Genomic DNA, 20411 nt, shown 5'->3' with positions numbered 1-20411 from the left:
ATTAAAGATTGGCTTCGGTTAATTTAGTGGCCCTGAGCATTTCGCGCTTACCGGGAGCACCAGGGGCTTTTTCTACTTTTAAACCCAGTGCTTTGAGTTGCCGTTTTAAATTGCCGGTAATAGCATAGGTAACAAATACACCGCCCGGCTTTAGAAATTGTACAGTATGCTGTATAGCCTCCTCGTTCCACATTTCGGGCTGGTGGATGGCGGCAAAGGCATCAAAGTAAATAACATCGTATTGCTGTTGCGCACTGAAGTTCATCAGTATAGTATGTGCTGCGAATAGCTCTACATGTTGATTGAGTTGCACCGGATGGTTCAAAGAATCACTATATCCAGTTAAAAAAGCCTGCCACATTGATGCCGAAACATAAGCATCATAACCTGTCTGGGCAATCATTTCCGGGCTAAGCGGATAAGCCTCAATACCGGTATAACGAAGTTTAATGCTTTTGGCCATACAAAACTCAGCACTCAGTAAAAAATTGAGTCCGGTACCTAAACCTACCTCCAAAACGGATACCTCGGTACTATCTGTACCTGCCATAAAGTATCGCAGACCTGCATTTAAAAACACATGCTGGCTTTCTTGCAAGGCACCATGTTTAGAATGATAATTTTCGCCTACCTCGGCGTTAAATATAGTTTTTGAACCGTCGCCCGTGGTTACAATAGATAAATTACTCATGGCTGTTTAACAATATGCAGGTAACGATCATGGAATGCAAGTTATTTAAAAAGTTGTGACAGCCTCTCCCAAATCGTAAACCGGTACACTGCTGATCTGTCCGCTCAAAATGCTGCGCGCTGCTGCCGAACGATATCCCGCAGCACAATGCACCACTATGGGTTTATCTGTAGGAATCTCGGCTATCCGGTTGCGTATTTCGGGTAACGGGATGGTTAAAGCATCTTTAAACAGCAAGCCTGCGTTAATTTCGTTCCAGTTGCGGGTATCAATAATGGTAAAATCGTCGGGGTTAGCTTTAAAAGCTTCCAAGTTTAGTTCATCCGAAATCTGTTTGGCTTGCGGCGGATTAAATAAAGCACCCTTAATTTGCCCTTCGTAGCCAATTTTGGCCGCACGAGCCAATGCCGTTTCCAGCCTGGCTTCGTCGGCTGCTATAAGATAAAAAGGTTCCTCCGGGGCTATAATGGCGCCAAGCCAGGTTTCAAATTTACCCTGTAATTGCAGGTTGATGGCACCTTTAATGTGTCCGCTGTTAAAATCGGCTTTAGGGCGGGTATCAATAATTAATGTACCGTTAGCTAAAATGCTATCAGCCGGTAAACGTGGAATAGCAGCAAGGCTTGGTGCATAGGCTGGAGCGCCTTGTTTGTTGAGTTCTACATCAAAACCAAAGTATTGCGGTGTAAATGGCTGGTCGGCAATCAGATCCTTCACAAACTTTAATTCGTCCATCAGTTGCAGCGCGTAGTTTTCGCGTAATTCGCGGCCAATGGTAGTTTGCAAATCGGGGCTCATGTTTTTGCCGCACAACGAACCGGGACCATGAGCAGGGTAAACCACTACCTCTTCAGGCAAAGTCATTAACTTGTGCCTGGTAGTGTGGTACATTTGCCGGGCCAGGTCTTCTTTTTTAGCTGTAATGTTGCCGGCTTCTTCGCGCAGGTCAGGCCGGCCAACGTCGCCAACAAACAGGGTATCGCCGCTAAACAGGGTAGTGGTTTGTCCGTTTTCGTCGGTTACCAGCACACAAATAGAATCGGGCGAATGACCTGGTGTGTTGATGGCTTGTAATTGTATATCAGATAAGGGAATGATATCGCCTTCGTCAAAAGTTTGATGCGGATAGTGTGCCCCCAGCAACCGGCTTACATAAATAGTTGCCCCGGTAGTTTCATGAATTTCGAGGTGCGAACTTATAAAGTCGGCATGCGGATGCGTTTCTATAATGCCTACAATACTGGCCTCATGGAGGGTAGCAAAATCATAATAAGGCTGCGGATTGCGTGCCGGATCAATAACTATGATTTGGCCCGCCCGTAAAACAGCGTAAGAGGCGTGTGCCAAATCGGTATCATAAAATTGATGTATCAGCATAAGTAGGCAAAGATAACTTTTACGTTGGTTGATACGAGGTAAGCCAAACAGCAATTTAGTCAAGCTTTTGCCATTATAGCGGTGCAGTTAGTACTGATGTTGAAAATTTGTATAAGCGCGAAAACACACATCTGTTTATTTTGCGTTTATTGAGGTACCGTAAAAAGGGGTGCCAGGCAAGTTGCTTGCACTTTTTAACAATTAACTTGTTTATAATTACCCATGACTAAATATATTTTTATTGCCGCTGCCTTAGGGGTTTTCTTACTATCATCATGCGGACAGCAAATGAAAATGGTGAAAACATCTAAAACTGACTCGTTAGCTGTAGAGGCAGTTTGGAGGCAGTACGTAAAAGCTATAGCTACTAAGAATGTACGTACCTTAAAAAAGCTCTCATTAAGCCGGGTGTACTGCCAGCCTTGTGCTACACAGGCTAATACAGCAAATGAACTGGTTTCGGCTGATAGTTACATCAAAAGCACATTACGTACGCTGCCGCGCACCAAACTTTGGGAAGCCGTGCATACTACTAAACACTTTGTGGTAACAGAGAAGATTAAAAACTACAAGCCCCAAAATATCAACACTACCGACGAGGTATTAAACGTTTATGACATCTGGTACGTAACCCGTCAGCCCGACAAAATAAAAGGGTATGAGGGCGTGCGCTATGCATTTCAGTTTGTAAAAGAGCAAGGCCAGTTCAAGTTTTTCGGGCTTACTTCGTTAAAATAGACGACAGAAAAAGCCATTATCAGCGTAAAGTGTAAACTTACTATGCGCTTGGGGGGTTAAGATTTCACCAGTGCATTCTTTTTAAAGCTGCCTATAGCAATAAAGGTGCTGATCAGCATCAAAATGGCGCCCAGCAAATAAGGCGCTCCAGGAAAATAGATAGATGAAGTTTTGGGGTTGGTAAAATGCGCAAATAAGCTGCTCATCAATAACGGACCAATTACTGTGGTGATACTCACCAAACTATTTAATCCGCCTTGTAACTCGCCTTGTTCATTGGCTTCTACCTTGCTGGTAATTAAACCCTGTAACGCCGGCCCGGATATGCCGCCCAGACAGTACGGAATCATGAAGAGGTACATTTGCCAGCCCTGGCTGGCAAACGAAATTAAGGTTAAACCGATGGCGTAAAAAAGCAAACCGGTTACGATACTTTTTTCCTGCCCCAGTTTAGGGATAATGATGCGTATAAGGCCGCCCTGGATGCCAATAAGCAATACACCTATAAAAATACCCAGGCTGCTGATGCTGCTCATGCTCCATTTAAACTTTTCGATCAGAAAAAAAGCCAACACTGTTTCTACGGCCTTCGAAGCGATGTAAACCAAAGTAAAAGCACTTACCAGTCCGGATATGGCCGGGTACATATTCAGCCGTTTTAAAGCGGCAATCGGATTAGCCCTTTTCCAGTCAAACGGCCTGCGGTTTTCGAGTGCTAAAGATTCTGGTAGCACAAAGTAACCGTAAAAGGCATTTAATAAGGCCAGTCCGGCAGCTACCATAAAGGGAATTTTCAGGCCTACATCGCCCAAGTATCCGCCCAGGCCAATACCCACAATAAAGCCTAAACCTGTAGCCGCGCCAATTAAGCCAAAGTTGGCCGCCCGTTTGTCGCCGGTGCTCACATCGGCAATGTAAGCGGTAGCCGTTGTGCCGCTGGCACCTGCAATACCGGCTATTAAACGGCCAACAAAAAGCCAGAACACAGTAGGAGCAAAGGCCATTAAAATATAATCAATACCAAATCCCAACAGTGAGATGAGCAAAACTGGTCGTCGGCCATAACGGTCGCTTAGGTTGCCCAGCACCGACGAAAATATAAACTGCATTAGTGCATAGGTAAATGTAAGATAGCCGCTCAGCTGCGAAGCCATACTCACATCAACATGGCCTAACTGCTGCAGCAGTTTAGGAAGAACGGGTATGATAACGCCTAAGCCCAGCACGTCAATAAATACCGTTACAAAAATAAATCCCAGTGCAGCAGGACGTTTAGGCTTTACAGCTTCGCTCATGTGTTATAAAAAGATATCACCAGTTAAAATAAATTGGTGCAAAAATGTTTGGTTTAAGTAAGCTAATATGCTTTATAATGGCTTGTTTATGCTACTGGTTGCATTTTTCGTGCCTTTTTAAAGCTGCGTATTGCTAGTAGCGTGCTTAGCAGCATTAATATAGCGCCCATCAAAAACGGAGCACCCGGAAATTGGAACGGGGCACTTTTATCGGTAAACCAGGCAAAAAGCGATGTCATGAGTGGCGGACCCACAATAGAGGTAACACTCATTAAACTGGTGAGGCCGCCCTGCAGTTCGCCCTGCTCGTTAGACGGAATTTGCGTACTGATTAAACCCTGCAATGCCGGCCCTGCAATACCGCCCAGGCAGTACGGTATCAATATGGCAAACATCATCCAGCTTTGGGTAGCAAAGGCAAATAGAAACAGGCCAATGCTGTAAAGCAGTAAGCCCCAAACAATGCTCTTTTTTTGCCCTAATTTGGGTATGGTTACACGTATCAGTAAACCTTGTACCAAGCCCGATAATAACCCGACAAAACCTAACGAATAACCTACCATTGATTGGTTCCAGTTAAACCGTTCCATAGTAAAAAATGTCCAGGTGCTTTGCACGGCATGGGCTGCAATATAAATTAGAATTAAAGAAGCAATAAGCCCGCTGATGGCCGGGTACTTTTTTAGCTGCATTAGTGAACCTATTGGGTTGGCCCTTTTCCATTCAAACTCGCGGCGGTTTTCTTTAGCTAACGATTCGGGCAGTATAAAGTAACCATAAATAGCATTGAGGATAGCCAAGGCTGCAGCCGCTAAAAAGGGGAGCTTTGTGCTGTACTGACCTAAAACACCGCCAAGTACAGGACCAATAATAAAGCCCAAACCAAAAGCTGCGCCGATGATACCAAAGTTTTGTGCCCGCTTTTCGGGCGTGCTTACATCGGCAATGTAGGCAGATGCTGTGGTAAAGCTGGCGCCGGTAATACCGGCAATAATACGGCCAACAAATAGCCACCAAATGCTTGGAGCAAAGGCCAGAAAGGTATAATCAATACCAAAGCCCAGTAGCGAACCTAATAATACCGGGCGCCGGCCGTATTTATCGCTCAGGTTGCCTAACACCGGGGCAAATAAAAACTGCATAACAGAGTAGGCAAAGGTTAACCAACCGCCGTATTGTGCTGCGTCGCTTAAATTATTGCTATGAATTAATTGTTCTATCAGTTTTGGAAACACCGGAATGACGATACCGAAGCCCGTAATATCAATCAGTAACGTAACGAAAATGAAGCCTAAGGCAGGCTCACGTTTAGGTTGTACAGGTTGCTCCATGCCTGCAAAATAAGCAAATTATACGCTATATTGATGGTTTAAATCGCATACATCATTGCGGGATGTAATTGGTAAACGCTTGTCAGCCCAAATTAACGCCAGGTGATTTATTGAGAAAAATACCTAAGGCATACCAACTAAGCAAGCCTTAAAAGCAACAAACCGAACACTTCTGCTTCGAAATATTCGGTTTGTTATATAAGCGCAGCAGCGTTACTAAAGCCAGCCTATAATAGTTGTAGTAAAAACTATTAAAAGTTAGGTTTAAGCAAATATTTACCGTAAAAGCGGAAAATATGCTCCACGGCTTCTTCGGCGGTGTCAACCACGCGATATAAATTCAAATCGTCTGGGCTGATGTTGTGTTCACTGTTCAACATCTTGTCTTCCACCCAGTCAAATAAACCTTTCCAGTAATCTACGCCCACGAATACAATCGGGAAGCGGGCAATTTTACCGGTTTGAATTAGGGTGATTGCCTCAAAAGACTCGTCCATGGTACCAAAGCCGCCGGGTAACACAATAAAGCCTTGCGAGTACTTCATGAACATTACCTTGCGCACAAAAAAGTAATCAAACTCCAGCAGTTTATCACGATCGATGTACTTGTTATGGAACTGCTCAAACGGCAGTTCAATATTTAAACCTACCGATTTACCACCGGCTTCGTAAGCGCCTTTATTGGCCGCTTCCATAACGCCAGGGCCACCGCCAGATATTACACCGAAGCCGCGCTCAGTAAGCAGGCGCGCGGTATCTTCTGCCAGTTTATAAAACGGGTTATCATTATGCGTACGGGCCGAACCAAATATAGAAACACAAGGGCCAATTTTGGCCAGTTTTTCAAAACCATCAACAAACTCGGCCATAATTTTAAAAATCTGCCATGAGTCGGTTACTTTAATCTCGTGCCAGTTTTCATTATGAAAAGCTTGTCTTATTTTATCATCATTCGTCATGCTGTTAAATTTAAATTAACTATAACGCTGCTATTTTAGTTTTAGCCTTTGAGGTAAGCAGCAAACCGCCAAAGGTAATTAAACCGTTAACAATGATTAATTCGTTATCAAAAACGTATCCACCTAAAATTTTGGCAGACTCGGTACTTAAAAAGTAACATATTGCCGGCGATATCAAACAAATAAAAGGTACCAGCTTATCATTTACCTGCTTGTTGCTCATAAACAAACCAAAGCTGTACAACCCAAGCAGCGGACCATAAGTGTATGAGGCTACTTTAAAAATTGCGCTTACCACAGCATCATTATTTACCGCGTTGAATAAAATAATGGTTAAAAACATCAATGCCGAAAATGCAATGTGCACATAGTGGCGAACTTTAACCATAGCCGGGCTATTGGTATCGCTACGCTTATTGAAGTTTAAAAAATCAACGCAAAAAGAAGTTGTTAGTGCCGTCAGTGCCGAGTCTGTAGTGGCAAAGGTAGCCGCTGTTAAGCCTAACATAAATACAATGGCTGGTATAATGCCCAGGTGCTTGAGCGCAATGGTGGGGTATAAGTAGTCGGTTTTTTCAACAGTGATGCCATTTTTAGCGGCGTAGATATACAGTAACGCACCAACGCTTAAAAAGAAAATGTTGATGACCACAAATACCGCTGTAAAGCTAAACATGTTTTTTTGCGCTTCGCCAATATTTTTACAACTCAGGTTTTTCTGCATCAAGTCTTGGTCAAGTCCGGTCATGGCCACGGTGATAAATAAACCGCCTAAAAACTGTTTGCTCAGGTGCAGTTTGCTGCTTACAAAATCGTTTAGGAAAAATATTTTAGAGTAGCTGCTGTTTTTGATGGCGTCTGCTGCTTCAAACAGGTTGTAATCTAAACTGCGGCAGATAAAATAGATAGACAAAAACACGGACGATACCAAAAACAGCGTTTGCAAACTATCAGTAATAATAATAGTTTTTAATCCACCTTTAAACGTGTACGACCAGATGAGCAAAAGGCAAAGCATCACTGTTGCCCAAAACGGAATACCGTAACTGTCGAAAATAAATTTCTGCAACACAATCACTACCAAATACAGCCTAAAAGACGAACCAATGGTACGGCTGATCAAAAAAATGGTAGCAGCCGTTTTATAACTCCAGCGGCCCAAAGCGTTTTCGATATAACTATAAATGGATGTTACTTGCAGGCGGTAGTACAGCGGTAGCAGTACGGTGGCAATAATAATAAAGCCGGCCGCGTTGCCCAGCACAAACTGAAAGTAAGCAAACTGGTCGCCGCTGGGGGCACCCACCTTGCCAGGTACCGATATAAAGGTTACACCGCTCAGGGCTGTGCCGATCATGCCGAAGGCTACCAGGTACCATTTGGAATTGCGGTTGGCTACAAAAAACGTATCATTATCGGATGATTTGCGCGAGGTAAGGTAAGAGATCAGAATCAGCACCAAAAAGTATCCGGCAATAAATATGAGTAGTGTTCCTGGCGACATAGTTGTTTACTTAAATTAGTCAGTTTAATAGGGTTAGCATGTGCTATCAGCCCGCAAGTTGATGTTAGTGTGTGCAAGCTAATATAAAAACTTTTATGCTGCCTGCGTAAGGGTTAAAAAACGAAAAGATAAACCTTGATTTTAATAGCAGATGACGGTGTGTTGACCAATTTTTAGGCGTAATTTTTGTAAATTTGATGTATGAATTTTTCGTCGAAATTGCTGGAGAATGCTGTTGGAGAATTTACTAAACTACCCGGGATAGGGCAAAAAACGGCGCTTAGGCTGGTGTTGCATTTGCTTAACCAGGACAAGCCAGATGTGGAGCGTTTTAGTGTAGCCATGACGAAACTGCGTAACGAAATACAGCATTGTCGTACCTGCCACAATATTTCTGATTATACCGTTTGCGAGATCTGTGCATCCTACAAACGCGACCATCAAACCATTTGTGTTGTTGAAGATACACGCGATGTAATGGCCATAGAGAATACAAATCAGTACAGTGGTGTATACCATGTGCTTGGTGGACTGATTTCTCCAATGGATGGTGTTGGGCCTTCTAACCTGGAAGTTGAGTCGTTGGTGGAGCGAATTAGGGCTAATGAGGTGAAAGAAGTGATTTTTGCGCTGAGTGCAACTATGGAAGGTGACACCACTATCTTTTATTTACATAAAAAGTTAAAAGATTATAATATTAGTATATCAACCATTGCCCGTGGCATAGCATTTGGAGGAGAGTTAGAGTATGTAGACGAAATCACCTTAGGGCGGTCAATCACTACCCGCGTTCCATACGAAAATTCGCTCGTTAAAACATAATATGAAACTATCTGCTATCATTATTAATCAGGATATGTGTAAGCCATTGCGAAACGCCCTTTCGGCTTTGCAAAAGGCTGCGCTTAACCTGGATATGGAAATGATAGTGGTAGATAATGCTTCGGCCGACCGGTCGGTAGCCATGTTAGAAACTGAGTTTCCGGAAGTAAACCTGATGGTTAATGACAGAGATTTAGGTTTTGCAAAATCTGTTAACCAGGCAATGGAAAATGCCTCTGGTGATTACGTCTTAATTATGCACCCATCGATCATCAATAGCGAAGAAACACTGGATAAAGTTTTACATTTTATGGATTTACACCCGCATGTTGGTGGTTTGTCTGTACGTATGCTGGATGCCGAAGGTCACTTTATTCCAGAATCAAAAAAGGGGATGCCTGCTGCATGGATTAATTTTTTCAGTTTTACAGGTTTAGCACGCTTGTTTTCAAAGTCACGGCTGTTTAGTCCGCATTACGAAGCCGGTTGGGTAGAAGAATTTGAAAATACAGAGACCGACGTGCTTAACGGCTGCTTTATGCTGTTGCGCAAAGCGGCTTTAAATGTAACCGGTTTATTTGATGAGCGTTTCCCGGTTTATGGTTACGACATTGATCTTTCATACCGTATGCGGTTGGAGGGGTTCCGTAATTATTATTTCGCCAAAACATTTGTAATACAGCAGCAGGTGATGCAGCCATCTAAAGTTAGCTGGCACCATTTGCGTAACTTCTACGGTGCAATGTTTACTTTTGCAGCTAAATACTTATTAAAGATGCCGGAGCTACGCCTCAAAGCTATGCCCAGGTGGTCTTCATCAGCTGTATGAATTTAAAAAATAAAGTTGTTATCATCACTGGTGCCTCATCAGGCATTGGCAAGGCATTGGCTTATGAACTGGCTGGTCGTGGCGCTAGTCTAGTTTTAGGTGCACGCCAGTATGTTACTTTATGCGAAATTACGCAGGATATCGAAAAACGTTTTCAAATTAAAGCGTTAGCCGTACAGTGCGATGTAAGTGTTGAGGACGACTGCGCCTTTTTAATTAAACAAGCACAGCTTACTTTTGGTAAAATAGATGTGCTGGTTAATAACGCCGGTATATCTATGCGTGCGCTGTTTAAAGATTTGGATTTGAAGGTACTGAAAACCCTGATGGATGTTAACTTTTGGGGTACCGTATATTGCACCAAGTATGCTTTGCCCGAAATTATTAAAACGCAGGGCAGCATTGTAGGCGTATCATCTATTGCCGGATATAAGGGTTTACCCGGGCGTACGGGCTACTCGGCATCAAAATTTGCCATGAATGGCTTTTTAGACGCCTTGCGCATTGAAAACTTAAAAACCGGCGTCCACGTCATGACGGCCTGCCCCGGTTTTACAGCTTCCAATATTCGTAACACGGCACTTAACCAAAGTGCTCAACAGCAAGGTGAAAGCAGCCTGAACGAAGAAAAGATGATGACCGCAGAAGAAGTAGCTAGGATTATTGCCGATGGTATTGAAAACCGCACCCGTACGCTCATTATGACGGGGCAAGGCAAACTCACCGTAACGCTAAGTAAAATATTCCCTGCCTGGCTGGATAAGCTGGTTTTTAATGTTTTTGCTAAAGAGAAAGACCCACTGCTCAAATAAATAAATCTTTACCTTGATTAGGCTTAAGCAATCATCGAGAACCATTAAATAAATTCTGCTTTTGCAAAAGCGCTGATTCTGCTTAAGTCGAGCGATACTTTACCGTCCTCATCCGTGTAAAATGCCGGTGTAAATTTGCCTCCCCATATCAACTCATCATACTGGTAAGACGTGCGCGAATGTACCGTTTGCGAAAAAGTGTCGTCATATGCTTTCATTAAAACCGCAAAGTTGGCGTTAGTGGCTTTTAATTCTTCGGGCGTTACCTGGTAAAGCGGACTGTCTTCGTCAAGCGGGTGTACTACCGTCCAGCTTAGCGTTAAAATGCTGGCTTTGCTCCGCTCTAATATCAACGGAAAAAATTTCCGGACTATCTTTCCGTCTCCCTGCTCGTTGTAAGAAAATATTACATCAACCGAAAGGTCGATAAGCGTATTGCTGCGCATATTGCCCAACCTAAACATCAAGCCTTTTTGATTTTGCAGGTAAGGCGCTACCAGCATGTTATTACTGTAAACAATTTTAGCCGACGGACGCGAAAACCGCCCGTAGAGTAAACCTGTAGCCAAAGCGAATGACAGTAAGCCCAACATCGACTCAAAAGCCGCAATGGAGTTGGTGAGTATGCCTTTAGGGCTAATATGCCCGTAACCAACCGTCGACAGCGTTTGTGCAGAAAAGAAAAAGGCATCAAAAAAGTGAGCTATCAGCGTTTTGCCATCGGCACCATCCAGGTTTTGTATACCGGTAAGGTTATAAACAAAAGCAAACACAATATTGGTAATCAGGTAACCGCTCAGTACCACCAGCCAGAATTTAGTCCAGCTCATGCTGATGAGATGGTTGTAAACATCGGTTGTTCTAAAAAAGGGGAGGCCCCGGCGGTTAACGTTGATCGAGCCGTCCTTGTTAATTACCCGTTGTGCAACGGGCTGTCTGCCAAAGCCTAAATCATCTTCGGGGTTAATTACTCTGTTACCTATAGCCATGTAAATTGCTGAGTGCTGTTTTGCTCATAAAAATATTATAATGATTTGCATTTCGAAAAAACAATAATCATATTTGCCACCGTAAACAATGAATATACAAAACAATAACTGGTGGTGGCTTAACGAGTAATCGTAAGGCAATCTCCTGTTTATTAATTGATATAATATGAAGGGTTGCCCGCAAGGCAGCCCTTTTTTTATGCCCCCCGGCATCCTGACGGGAGGAGTTAGAGAAACAAATCAGGGATAAAAAACGTACATGCTCCCACTTTAGGAAGCTGGTGAAATATGAAAGCGATACTTAATCATTTATTCGAGCACAAAACATTTAGCCGGGAGCAGTCTAAAGAGATACTCACCAATATAGCGCAAGGCAAGTACAACGTGTCGCAAATGGCGGCGTTCATGACGGCCTACTGTATGCGTACTATTACGGTTGACGAACTGGAAGGTTTTAGGGATGCGATGCTGGAGTTGTGCCTGCCTGTTAATTTAGAAGCTGAGGATTTGATAGACCTTTGCGGAACCGGTGGCGACGGTAAAGACACCTTTAATATATCAACCCTGGCATCGTTTGTAGTGGCCGGGGCAGGGTACAAAGTAGCCAAGCACGGCAATTACGGTGTTTCGTCTGGCTGCGGGTCATCCAACGTGATGGAATATCTAGGTTACCAGTTTACCAGCGACGGCAATAAGCTCAACAGGGGGTTGGATAAGGCCAATATTTGTTTTTTGCATGCACCGCTGTTTCATCCCGCCATGAAAACCGTGGCCCCTGTACGCCGCGAGTTGGGAGTTAAGACCTTTTTTAATATGCTCGGGCCAATGGTTAACCCGGCCCGGCCTAACAATCAAATGGTTGGTGTTTACAACCTCGAACTGGCCCGCCTCTACGCTTATCTATATCAAAAATCAATGATAAATTATACCATCGTTAATGCTTTAGACGGCTATGACGAGGTATCGTTAACCGGCGACTTTAAAACCTTTTCGGCAGATGGCGAGCGGATTAACAGTATCAGCGCTTTAGGTTTTGATAAAGTTAATGCTGTCGAAATAACCGGAGGCCATACGGTGGCAGACTCGGCCGCTATATTTATGCAGGTGTTAGAAGGCAAAGCGACTGCTGCCCAAAACAACGTAGTGCTTTGCAATGCCGCATTAGCCATTCGCACCATTAAAGGCCGCCAAACTTTTGCTGATAGTTTTTATGAAGCCGAAGAAGCCCTGATGAACGGAAAAGCCATGGAAAGTTTCAAGAACCTGTTGCAAAACTAACATGAAGATTAAAGTTTGCGGGATGAAGCAGCCCGACAATATAAAAGCATTGGCCGAATTAAGCCCCGACTATATGGGCTTCATCTGCTATAATTTATCGTCACGCTATATTGCCGACCTGCCAGCCGATGCATTAAGCGCTTTACCCCAATCAATCTGCAAAACAGCTGTTTTTGTAAACGAAGATGCTGATTCAATTGATGCCCTGATAAACCAATTTAGGTTTGATGCTGTACAATTGCATGGCAGCGAATCGCCGGCATTTTGCCAGGCATTGCAAGATAGGGTTATTGTTTTTAAGGCTTTTGGTGTTGATGACGATTTTGATTTTGCGCAGCTAAACAACTATGCAGGCCACGTGGATTATTTTATGTTTGATACTAAAACTATAGGGCACGGTGGCTCGGGTAAAACTTTTAACTGGGACATTTTAGCTAAGTACAAGTTGGATGTTCCGTTTTTTGTGTGCGGTGGTTTAAGCCCGGAGAACATAGCAAGCGTAAAAGAAATTAAACACCCGGCATTTTACGGTGTTGACCTAAATAGCCGGTTTGAAATTGCGCCCGGTTTAAAAAATTTAGATCAGTTACGCAACGCATTTGACATATTAAGAGCTAACTAACCATGAAATATACAGTAAACGAGCAGGGATATTACGGAGATTTTGGAGGGGCATACATCCCTGAGATGCTTTACCCAAACGTTGAGGAATTACGGCAGCAATACCAGAAAATTATTGGTGATGCCGGATTTAAAAGCGAGTTTGACCAGTTGCTTAAAGATTACGTTGGCCGGCCTTCGCCACTGTATTTGGCAAAACGCCTTTCAGAAAAATATGGTGCCAATATATTTTTAAAGCGCGAAGATTTAAACCACACCGGCTCGCACAAAATAAATAATGCCATTGGGCAAATACTTTTAGCCCAGCGCCTGGGCAAAAAACGCATCATTGCCGAAACGGGTGCCGGTCAGCATGGTGTGGCCACGGCTACGGTTTGCGCGTTGATGGGTATGCAATGTGTGGTGTATATGGGCGAGATAGATATGGAACGCCAAGCCCCAAATGTAGCCCGCATGAAAATGCTGGGTGCCACTGTAGTGCCGGCCACGTCGGGCAGCAAAACCCTGAAAGATGCCACCAATGAGGCCATGCGCGATTGGATTGGCAACCCGGTTGATACGCATTATATCATTGGTTCGGTAGTGGGGCCTTATCCGTATCCGGAGATGGTAGCGCAGTTTCAATCCATCATATCGTTAGAAACCAAAAAACAATTACTGGAGCAAACCGGTAAAGAATTACCTGAGTATGTGTTGGCTTGTGTAGGCGGCGGCAGTAATGCCATGGGTATGTTTTATCATTTTTTAGATGATGAACAAGTAAAGTTGATTGCTGTTGAAGCAGCTGGCAAAGGTGTTAACAGCGGTCATTCGGCGGCTACCTCGGTATTGGGCCGCGAAGGTATACTGCATGGCAGTCGTACCATATTAATGCAAACTGACGACGGGCAGGTGGTAGAGCCGTATTCTATTTCGGCAGGTTTGGATTACCCCGGTATCGGCCCGCAGCATGCTCACCTGCATAAAATACAGCGTGCACAGTATGTAAATATTACTGATGATGAGTCGTTACAGGCCGGCTTGCTGTTATCGCAGTTAGAGGGCATTATCCCTGCTATCGAGTCGGCGCACGCATTCGCTTATCTTGAAAAAATGAAATTTGAGAAAAGCGATAACGTAGTAGTATGCCTGTCGGGCCGTGGCGACAAAGATTTATCAACCTATATTAAACACTTCGGCTTTTAAATAATGATTAGCGGTTCGCCAGACATTCAGCAATAGCAAACTAAGGCCGGCAGATAGAATTGCCATAAACTATCTGCCATGAACCATTAACTATTTGCTATAAACTCTCTACTATGAACCACCAACCCTGAACTAAACACATGAACCGATTAAACCAATTGTTCGAGAAAAAAAAGAACAACCTGTTATCAGTATATTTTACAGCCGGTTATCCCGAACTTAACACAACGCTTAACATTGCCGAAGCACTCGAAAAAGCCGGAGCGGATTTCCTGGAAATAGGTTTTCCATATTCAGACCCGGTTGCCGATGGGCCAACCATTCAGCATAGCTCGCAAAAAGCGCTGGATAACGGGATGAACCTGAACCTGCTGTTTGAACAGTTGGCTGACCTCCGTAAGCGGGTTAGCATACCTGTACTGCTGATGGGTTATGTAAACCCTATGGTGCAATATGGTGTTGAACGCTTTTGTGCCAAAGCCGCCGAAGTAGGGGTGGATGGGGTGATCGTGCCCGACTTGCCGATGTATGAATATGAAATGTTATACCAAGGCTGCTTTGCCAAATATGAGTTAAGCAATATCTTTTTAGTAACCCCGCAAACTGCCGAAGCCCGCATACGGAAAATTGATGAGTTAAGTAACAGTTTTATCTACCTGTTATCATCAGCATCAGTTACCGGCCACAATCTGCAAGTATCAGATGCTACAGAAACTTACTTTCAACGCATTAAAGATATGCAGCTTAAAAACCCAACGGTGATTGGTTTTGGTATTGGCGATCAGGCCACTTATCAAAAGGCAACAGCCTATGCCAATGGGGCAATTGTTGGAAGTGCTTTTGTGAAGCTGTTAGGAACACCTGGTTACATGGAAAAAATACCGGAGTTTATCAAAAGCATCAGAGGATAAAAACTTAGAGGGCCGGAAAACTAAAAGGATACCATTAGTTTTTTGGCCCTAAAGACATCATATCTTACAGATACATTTCCAAATCGCCTTTACCCTCACGTATCACCTCAAATTCGCCTGAGGTTACGTCTACTACGGTTGAGGCCACGTTACCACCGTACCCGCCATCAATTACAATATCTACCATGTCCTGGTATTTTTCATGAATCAATTCAGGGTCGGTTGAGTACTCAAGTATATCATCTTCATCACGTATAGAGGTAGACAAAATAGGGTTGCCCAATTGTTTTACAATTTCGCGGGCAATGTTATTGTCGGGTATACGTATACCCACCGTTTTTTTATTGGAACTTAATAGTTTGGGTACCTTGCCGCTGGCATTCAAAATAAAAGTAAACGGACCTGGCAATGCCTTTTTAAGCACCCTGAAGGTAGTGTTGTCAATAGACTTGGTATAATCAGCCAGGTTGCTCAGATCATGGCATATAAAAGAAAAGTTAGCCTTTTCGGGTTTGATGTGTCTGATGCGGGCAATGGCTTCGATGGCTCTATGGTTAGTAATATCGCAGCCCAAACCATAAACGGTATCAGTAGGGTAAATAATTAACCCGCCCCGCTTTAAAACCTGCACTACTTGGTCAATGGCTTTCGGGTTAGGGTTTTCCGGATAAATTTTAATCAGCATATTTATTATAGCAAATGCAGGTATCGATCTGTTTCAATATGTGCTAAAATTTTGTAATGAGCCATCTTAAAATGTAAGCAGGAATTTACAAACAAAGCAACACTCGGTATTGCCATAGTATTTTAACCCGTGCGAGCTACCGTTTTAAAATGATATGTCGAAGTGTTTGTAAACAAAAAGGCCTGATGAGCAAAGGCGGAGCACGCTTGGTGCACACTCCTGGCTCATCAGGCCTTTTACTAAATAATATTTTACGCTTGCTTGGTAAACTGCGCGTTGATGATTAATTTTATTTCTTCGCCCACTACAATGGAGCCGGCCTCAGTAATACCTTCCCAGGTCAGTCCAAAATCTTTACGGTTAATTTTGCCATTTATTTCGAAACCAGCCTTAGTCTGACCGTAAAAATCTGCTGCCGAACCACCAAATTCTACATCAAGCACAATCGGTTTGGTTACATCCTTAATAGTCAGGTTACCTTCTAATTTATAATCAGAACCGCTCACTTTCTTAAGCGAGGTAGACTTAAAGGTGATTTTTGGATAAGTGGCCGCATCAAAAAACTCGGCTGATTTCAGGTGCTGGTCGCGCGATTCCTGAGTGGTATCAATACTGTCAACATCCAGCGAAAAGTCGACCTCCGAATCCTGAAAATCTTCACTTTCGGTTACTACCTGTCCTTCAAATTTGCGGAACGACCCGGTTACTGTAGAAATGACCAGGTGCTTAACTTTAAACTGTACTTCGGAGTGCATGGGATCTAAAACCCATTTTGTAGTTGCCATGGTTTATAGTTTTAAAGGTTTTCACAATAGTAAACAATCCACTGTTTAAACATGAAAACTTATTGTGTTTTATTTGGATTGATTTGATAAAAGTTAAACGCAGGTAAAGGGGATATGATTGGTAATATTCAACATTGAATAAATTTCGCTGATTAAATTATCGGTGATAAAAGAAGCAGATGCTTACCGTTATTTAATCGATGAGTGGCAATTCTCTGAGTTTATGATTACAATCAGCCTCGAAACAAAGCGGAATGAAATTTGGCTTCTTGGTTAATGCTTTTAAATTTATAATAGACCTGTTGATGTCGGTAGTTTACTGTTACCTTGCAGCTCTAACCATACACTTTTGGGAGGTTACGCCAGTATGAATTAAATTAAAAACAAACATATCATTACCCCGTTAACGAGACACTGCTTTCATTGATAGTCGAAAAAAGGCCTGAAGGGTAGGGAGAACATTAAGCGCGAACGTGATGAATTTTTATTTTCTGTACGACTTTCCTAATTGGCTATTTGCAAGTGTCATTATTTTGCTGTTTGTTAGTTTTGGGCTCATTGGGCTTTTGTGTACGCGCAAGTACATCAAGCGGCTACATCATAAAGATTATGCTCATAACGATATTGTTAGCTATTACCTTGCTGCAATGACCGTTTTTTATGGCATCACGCTCGGTTTAGTAGCAGCCGGCACCTGGAATACGTATTCGAGCCTCAATGCTAAGGTAGATGAGGAAGCCCAGGTTGTGGCCAGTATTTACCGTGATGTGAGGTGCTATCCAGATTCGCTGAAAGATGAGCTGCAGAAGGATTTAAGAAACTACGTAGACAACGTTATTCGTGTAAGTTGGCCTCAGCAACGCAAAGGTTTATTGCCAACTCAATCTGGCTTGTATTTAGATACCTTTCAAACTCATTTAATGAGTTACAATCCACAAACGATTCGGGATCAGGTGCTTGAAGCAGAAATGTTTAAGCAATTTAACAATCTGGTAGAAATAAGAAGGTCGCGCATCAATTCGACCCACACAGGTTTGCCCGCTGTATTGTGGACGTTGGTTGTTATAGGTGGAATGATTTGTATTGTGGTATCCTGGTTTTTTGATGTAAAAAACTTATCCATGCATGTGGCTATGACCACCTTACTGGCCGGTTTGTTAGGCTTGATGATTTATTTAATTGGTACCATGGATAACCCTTTTCGCGGAAAAATTAGTGTAACACCAGCTGCTTTAGAGATGCTCTATCACCAAATGGTCAAGCACCCTTAATAATTGGTTTCAAATCAGGAATTAAAGAGTATTTTCCTGGTATAATTATACGCGAATTCTGCATTCCTCTTTGAATGGTTGTTGTACATAGAATTAAATAAACATACACTCTGCGACCCGTTCTCACAATTCTCTGGTTTTTGTTATTTGGATTTGGCAATTAGATTTCATTGCTATACATACATAGTAGAAAATTTTACAGGCAGCAAGACAGAAAAAAAAGATTGAAATAAAAGTTGCAAGCGAACGATGAATGAAGCAGAGCTTAATGAAGTTAACAAGCTTTATATAGAAGCGGTAAATAATTACGAAAGCCGTATAGTTGCTCAGGGTGTGAACGTACAAACAAGATTATCAGCATTATAATTACTTATAAATGGCCTGATAGGTTATCTTGTTATGTCTGCCGCAAAATACCTAACCTGCCAAAGACTTCATGATTGCACCAAAAACCATCATTACAACAAAGGTTAAAAGCATTAAACGATACCCCGTTAAATTCATCCTCATCTTAGCTAATGTTTTTAACCTTCTGTGTTAACCGTAGGTAATTGTCTATGTATTGTAATAGCAGTTACGCGGTACTTTTCCTTAAAATGCCTCTCCAAGATTCAGCATAATCGTATTGTAGCCTTTACTGAAGCCGTAATCAATACCGATGTTAGTGCCCGAAGCCTTATTCATTTTAATCCTTAAACCAGTGCCTGCGGCCGGATGCCATGATGTAAATAATGATCCGGAACCACTCACCGTATTTATATTGCCAAACAAAACGAAGCCAATAAGCCCATTAGCAGTAATATCCCTCCGATATTCGCTTTCAAAGTAAAACAAAGATTTGCCACGATAACGGTTCTGATCTATACCGCGACCAGATCTGTTGTAAGGATCCCAGCCAATACTTGGTAAATCAAGGTAAGGTCCGTTGCCGTTAAAAGCGGTCCAAAAGTAAGACCAGAATGCCAGCGTATTTTGCTGAACAGGTTTAGCAGGATTAAGCGAGATATACTTCCGAACGTCAAGATACAATGAGCTCCAGTTGTTATTGCTTCCCAGGAAGGTTGGATTTATCCGGTATACTAAATTCGCGTAGGCGCCTGGGATGGGATTGAGCGCATTTTTCCGGGTATCGTATAGTACGTTAAAGGTGACGCCTGATGATACTGAGCTGCCGCTCACGCCGTAGTTATATTTGGTAAACTGCCTGAGATCGATGGCCTCATCGTCGCTGCCGATACCCGAACGGTAATCCAATGCATATCCGATGCCTGCAAATAAAAACGGTTGAATCCGTTTAAGCGCGCTTTGGTAAAAGCGAATGTAATTATAATTGACTAAGGTGCGATCGGGCTGATCCCTGCTACTGCCCAGCCCCCAGGTATATTGGGGATATCGCAGAAACCGGATGTCACCTTGGATGGTGTAGGCATTGTCTGGCAGCCAGATATTGTTGCGGAGTGGCAAGCCAAACCGGCGACCGAAATTCCAGTAAGGGGCAAAGGTAGCACTACTTAGGTTGGTAGTTTTCTGTGGCCCCAAGAATATGGCAGCCGTTGTACTGGTGACCAGCGCCCTTCCATTCCCACCCGGAACGGAGCTGCTTACCGGGAGTACTGAAAAGTAAAATTTTTTATCTTTTTGAGTTCGGATCACTTTCGGTCTGATGTGAAACAGTGCTTTGCCGATATCAATCAGGTCAGTCTGGCGCGCCGTGTCTTTTCGGATAACGGTGTCTGGAATAATCGATGCTGCATTCTGAGCCTTAGCAGCAACTATGGTAATAATATGAAGGATGATGATCAGTATCAGCTTCTTTTTATAATTTCTTGATTTCAATGGCGGAGTAATTAGTATCAACTAACAAAGCCTGCTTGGTAACAAATGTTTTAATACACCCATGCAAAACTGCATTAAACATGCAATTATAGCTTGCCTGTATATTCATGAGGTATGAATATTCTATACTGATTATATTAACAGCGCTTGCATCTTAGTTTTTATTGATTGCGTCACATTTTGCTCCTAATAAATGAAAAGTTAGAAACCGAACAAAGGATTAGTCATTTCCCTTAATCCATAGTGGGCATCTGCTTCTGCAATAGGCCTGAGCCGCTCAAGTATTTGCCCATCCGATAGGTCGAAGATAAATTTTTAGGCATGCATTCATCTTTTGGTTGCTGACGACCGGTAGCATAAGCTCCTTGCTACGCAATACGGATTATTCGAATGCTTTTCCATGATAGACGACGTTATAGACAGCACCGGAACATGATAGATGGTATAAATTTTCTTCCTGGCTGTATGAATCTAGCGGTTACTGTCGACGCC

General features: G+C 43.0%; 19 protein-coding genes. 9 read left to right on the top strand and 10 right to left on the bottom strand.

Features of this window, described 5'->3' with window-relative positions:
* Window position 1: 1 nt before the first annotated feature.
* Both mnmD and AAGR14_RS17400 read right to left on the bottom strand, forming a co-directional pair.
* Window positions 2-691 (bottom strand): tRNA (5-methylaminomethyl-2-thiouridine)(34)-methyltransferase MnmD, encoded by a 690-nt coding sequence (gene mnmD / locus AAGR14_RS17405; RefSeq protein ID WP_342645514.1) that lies wholly within the window; start codon window positions 689-691, stop codon window positions 2-4.
* Between the two features lie 45 nt (window positions 692-736).
* Complete coding sequence (locus tag AAGR14_RS17400) at window positions 737-2068, bottom strand: rhodanese-like domain-containing protein (protein ID WP_342645513.1); 1332 nt, start codon at window positions 2066-2068, stop codon at window positions 737-739.
* A gap of 222 nt (window positions 2069-2290) precedes the next feature.
* Between AAGR14_RS17400 and AAGR14_RS17395 the strand changes: the two genes are divergently transcribed.
* Window positions 2291-2806 carry a hypothetical protein gene (locus AAGR14_RS17395; RefSeq protein WP_342645512.1) on the top strand — a complete coding sequence of 172 codons (516 nt, stop codon included), beginning with the start codon at window positions 2291-2293 and terminating at the stop codon, window positions 2804-2806.
* A 56-nt stretch (window positions 2807-2862) separates the two neighbouring features.
* Here AAGR14_RS17395 and AAGR14_RS17390 read toward each other — a convergent pair whose 3' ends face one another.
* From AAGR14_RS17390 to AAGR14_RS17375, 4 genes are all read right to left on the bottom strand, one after another.
* Window positions 2863-4101: a TCR/Tet family MFS transporter gene (locus tag AAGR14_RS17390; RefSeq protein ID WP_342645511.1), complete on the bottom strand. Its 1239-nt coding sequence runs from the start codon at window positions 4099-4101 to the stop codon at window positions 2863-2865.
* Between the two features lie 86 nt (window positions 4102-4187).
* The gene (locus AAGR14_RS17385) at window positions 4188-5432 is read right to left on the bottom strand and encodes a TCR/Tet family MFS transporter (RefSeq protein WP_342645510.1); all 1245 of its coding nucleotides are present in this window, start codon (window positions 5430-5432) and stop codon (window positions 4188-4190) included.
* A 251-nt stretch (window positions 5433-5683) separates the two neighbouring features.
* Window positions 5684-6391 carry a TIGR00730 family Rossman fold protein gene (locus tag AAGR14_RS17380; protein ID WP_342645509.1) on the bottom strand — a complete coding sequence of 236 codons (708 nt, stop codon included), beginning with the start codon at window positions 6389-6391 and terminating at the stop codon, window positions 5684-5686.
* A 19-nt stretch (window positions 6392-6410) separates the two neighbouring features.
* Window positions 6411-7895, bottom strand: coding sequence for a sodium:solute symporter (locus AAGR14_RS17375; RefSeq protein ID WP_342645508.1), 1485 nt, complete (start codon window positions 7893-7895; stop codon window positions 6411-6413).
* A gap of 201 nt (window positions 7896-8096) precedes the next feature.
* Between AAGR14_RS17375 and recR the strand changes: the two genes are divergently transcribed.
* From recR to AAGR14_RS17360, 3 genes are read left to right on the top strand one after another with little or no spacing between them, the layout of a single operon-like run.
* Window positions 8097-8717, top strand: a complete 621-nt coding sequence (recR, locus tag AAGR14_RS17370) for a recombination mediator RecR (protein ID WP_342645507.1) — start codon at window positions 8097-8099, stop codon at window positions 8715-8717.
* Between the two features lies 1 nt (window position 8718).
* On the top strand, window positions 8719-9546 hold the full coding sequence (locus AAGR14_RS17365; protein ID WP_342645506.1) for a glycosyltransferase: 828 nt from the start codon (window positions 8719-8721) through the stop codon (window positions 9544-9546).
* Window positions 9543-10358: an SDR family oxidoreductase gene (locus AAGR14_RS17360; RefSeq protein WP_342645505.1), complete on the top strand. Its 816-nt coding sequence runs from the start codon at window positions 9543-9545 to the stop codon at window positions 10356-10358. The genes AAGR14_RS17365 and AAGR14_RS17360 overlap by 4 nt, the downstream gene beginning before the upstream one ends.
* Before the next feature lie 44 nt (window positions 10359-10402).
* On the opposite strand, the gene AAGR14_RS17355 is transcribed toward AAGR14_RS17360, so the two are convergent.
* Window positions 10403-11347, bottom strand: a complete 945-nt coding sequence (locus tag AAGR14_RS17355; RefSeq protein WP_342645504.1) for an ion channel — start codon at window positions 11345-11347, stop codon at window positions 10403-10405.
* Between the two features lie 288 nt (window positions 11348-11635).
* Here AAGR14_RS17355 and trpD point away from each other — a divergent pair, with 288 nt between their 5' ends.
* The 4 genes from trpD to trpA all read left to right on the top strand — a co-directional run bounded on the left by trpD (window position 11636) and on the right by trpA (window position 15342).
* A complete protein-coding gene (gene trpD / locus AAGR14_RS17350) occupies window positions 11636-12625 on the top strand; it encodes an anthranilate phosphoribosyltransferase (RefSeq protein ID WP_342645503.1) in 990 nt (329 codons plus the stop codon).
* A 1-nt stretch (window position 12626) separates the two neighbouring features.
* A complete protein-coding gene (locus AAGR14_RS17345) occupies window positions 12627-13247 on the top strand; it encodes a phosphoribosylanthranilate isomerase (RefSeq protein ID WP_342645502.1) in 621 nt (206 codons plus the stop codon).
* Between the two features lie 2 nt (window positions 13248-13249).
* Window positions 13250-14431, top strand: coding sequence for a tryptophan synthase subunit beta (gene trpB, locus AAGR14_RS17340; RefSeq protein WP_342645501.1), 1182 nt, complete (start codon window positions 13250-13252; stop codon window positions 14429-14431).
* A 140-nt stretch (window positions 14432-14571) separates the two neighbouring features.
* Window positions 14572-15342, top strand: a complete 771-nt coding sequence (gene trpA, locus AAGR14_RS17335; protein ID WP_342645500.1) for a tryptophan synthase subunit alpha — start codon at window positions 14572-14574, stop codon at window positions 15340-15342.
* A 64-nt stretch (window positions 15343-15406) separates the two neighbouring features.
* Here trpA and AAGR14_RS17330 read toward each other — a convergent pair whose 3' ends face one another.
* Both AAGR14_RS17330 and AAGR14_RS17325 read right to left on the bottom strand, forming a co-directional pair.
* A complete protein-coding gene (locus AAGR14_RS17330; protein ID WP_342645499.1) occupies window positions 15407-16027 on the bottom strand; it encodes an L-threonylcarbamoyladenylate synthase in 621 nt (206 codons plus the stop codon).
* 251 nt (window positions 16028-16278) lie between these two features.
* A complete protein-coding gene (locus AAGR14_RS17325; protein WP_342645498.1) occupies window positions 16279-16812 on the bottom strand; it encodes a YceI family protein in 534 nt (177 codons plus the stop codon).
* A gap of 647 nt (window positions 16813-17459) precedes the next feature.
* Here AAGR14_RS17325 and AAGR14_RS17320 point away from each other — a divergent pair.
* Window positions 17460-18083 carry a hypothetical protein gene (locus AAGR14_RS17320; RefSeq protein WP_342645497.1) on the top strand — a complete coding sequence of 208 codons (624 nt, stop codon included), beginning with the start codon at window positions 17460-17462 and terminating at the stop codon, window positions 18081-18083.
* 591 nt (window positions 18084-18674) lie between these two features.
* Here AAGR14_RS17320 and AAGR14_RS17315 read toward each other — a convergent pair.
* Complete coding sequence (locus AAGR14_RS17315; RefSeq protein ID WP_342645496.1) at window positions 18675-19919, bottom strand: hypothetical protein; 1245 nt, start codon at window positions 19917-19919, stop codon at window positions 18675-18677.
* Window positions 19920-20411: the final 492 nt, after the last annotated feature.

Source organism: Mucilaginibacter sp. CSA2-8R (assembly GCF_038806765.1).
Classification (GTDB): Bacteria; Bacteroidota; Bacteroidia; order Sphingobacteriales; family Sphingobacteriaceae; genus Mucilaginibacter.
Note: the sequence above shows the minus strand (reverse complement) of the source record. Positions and strands in the feature narration are given on the sequence as shown.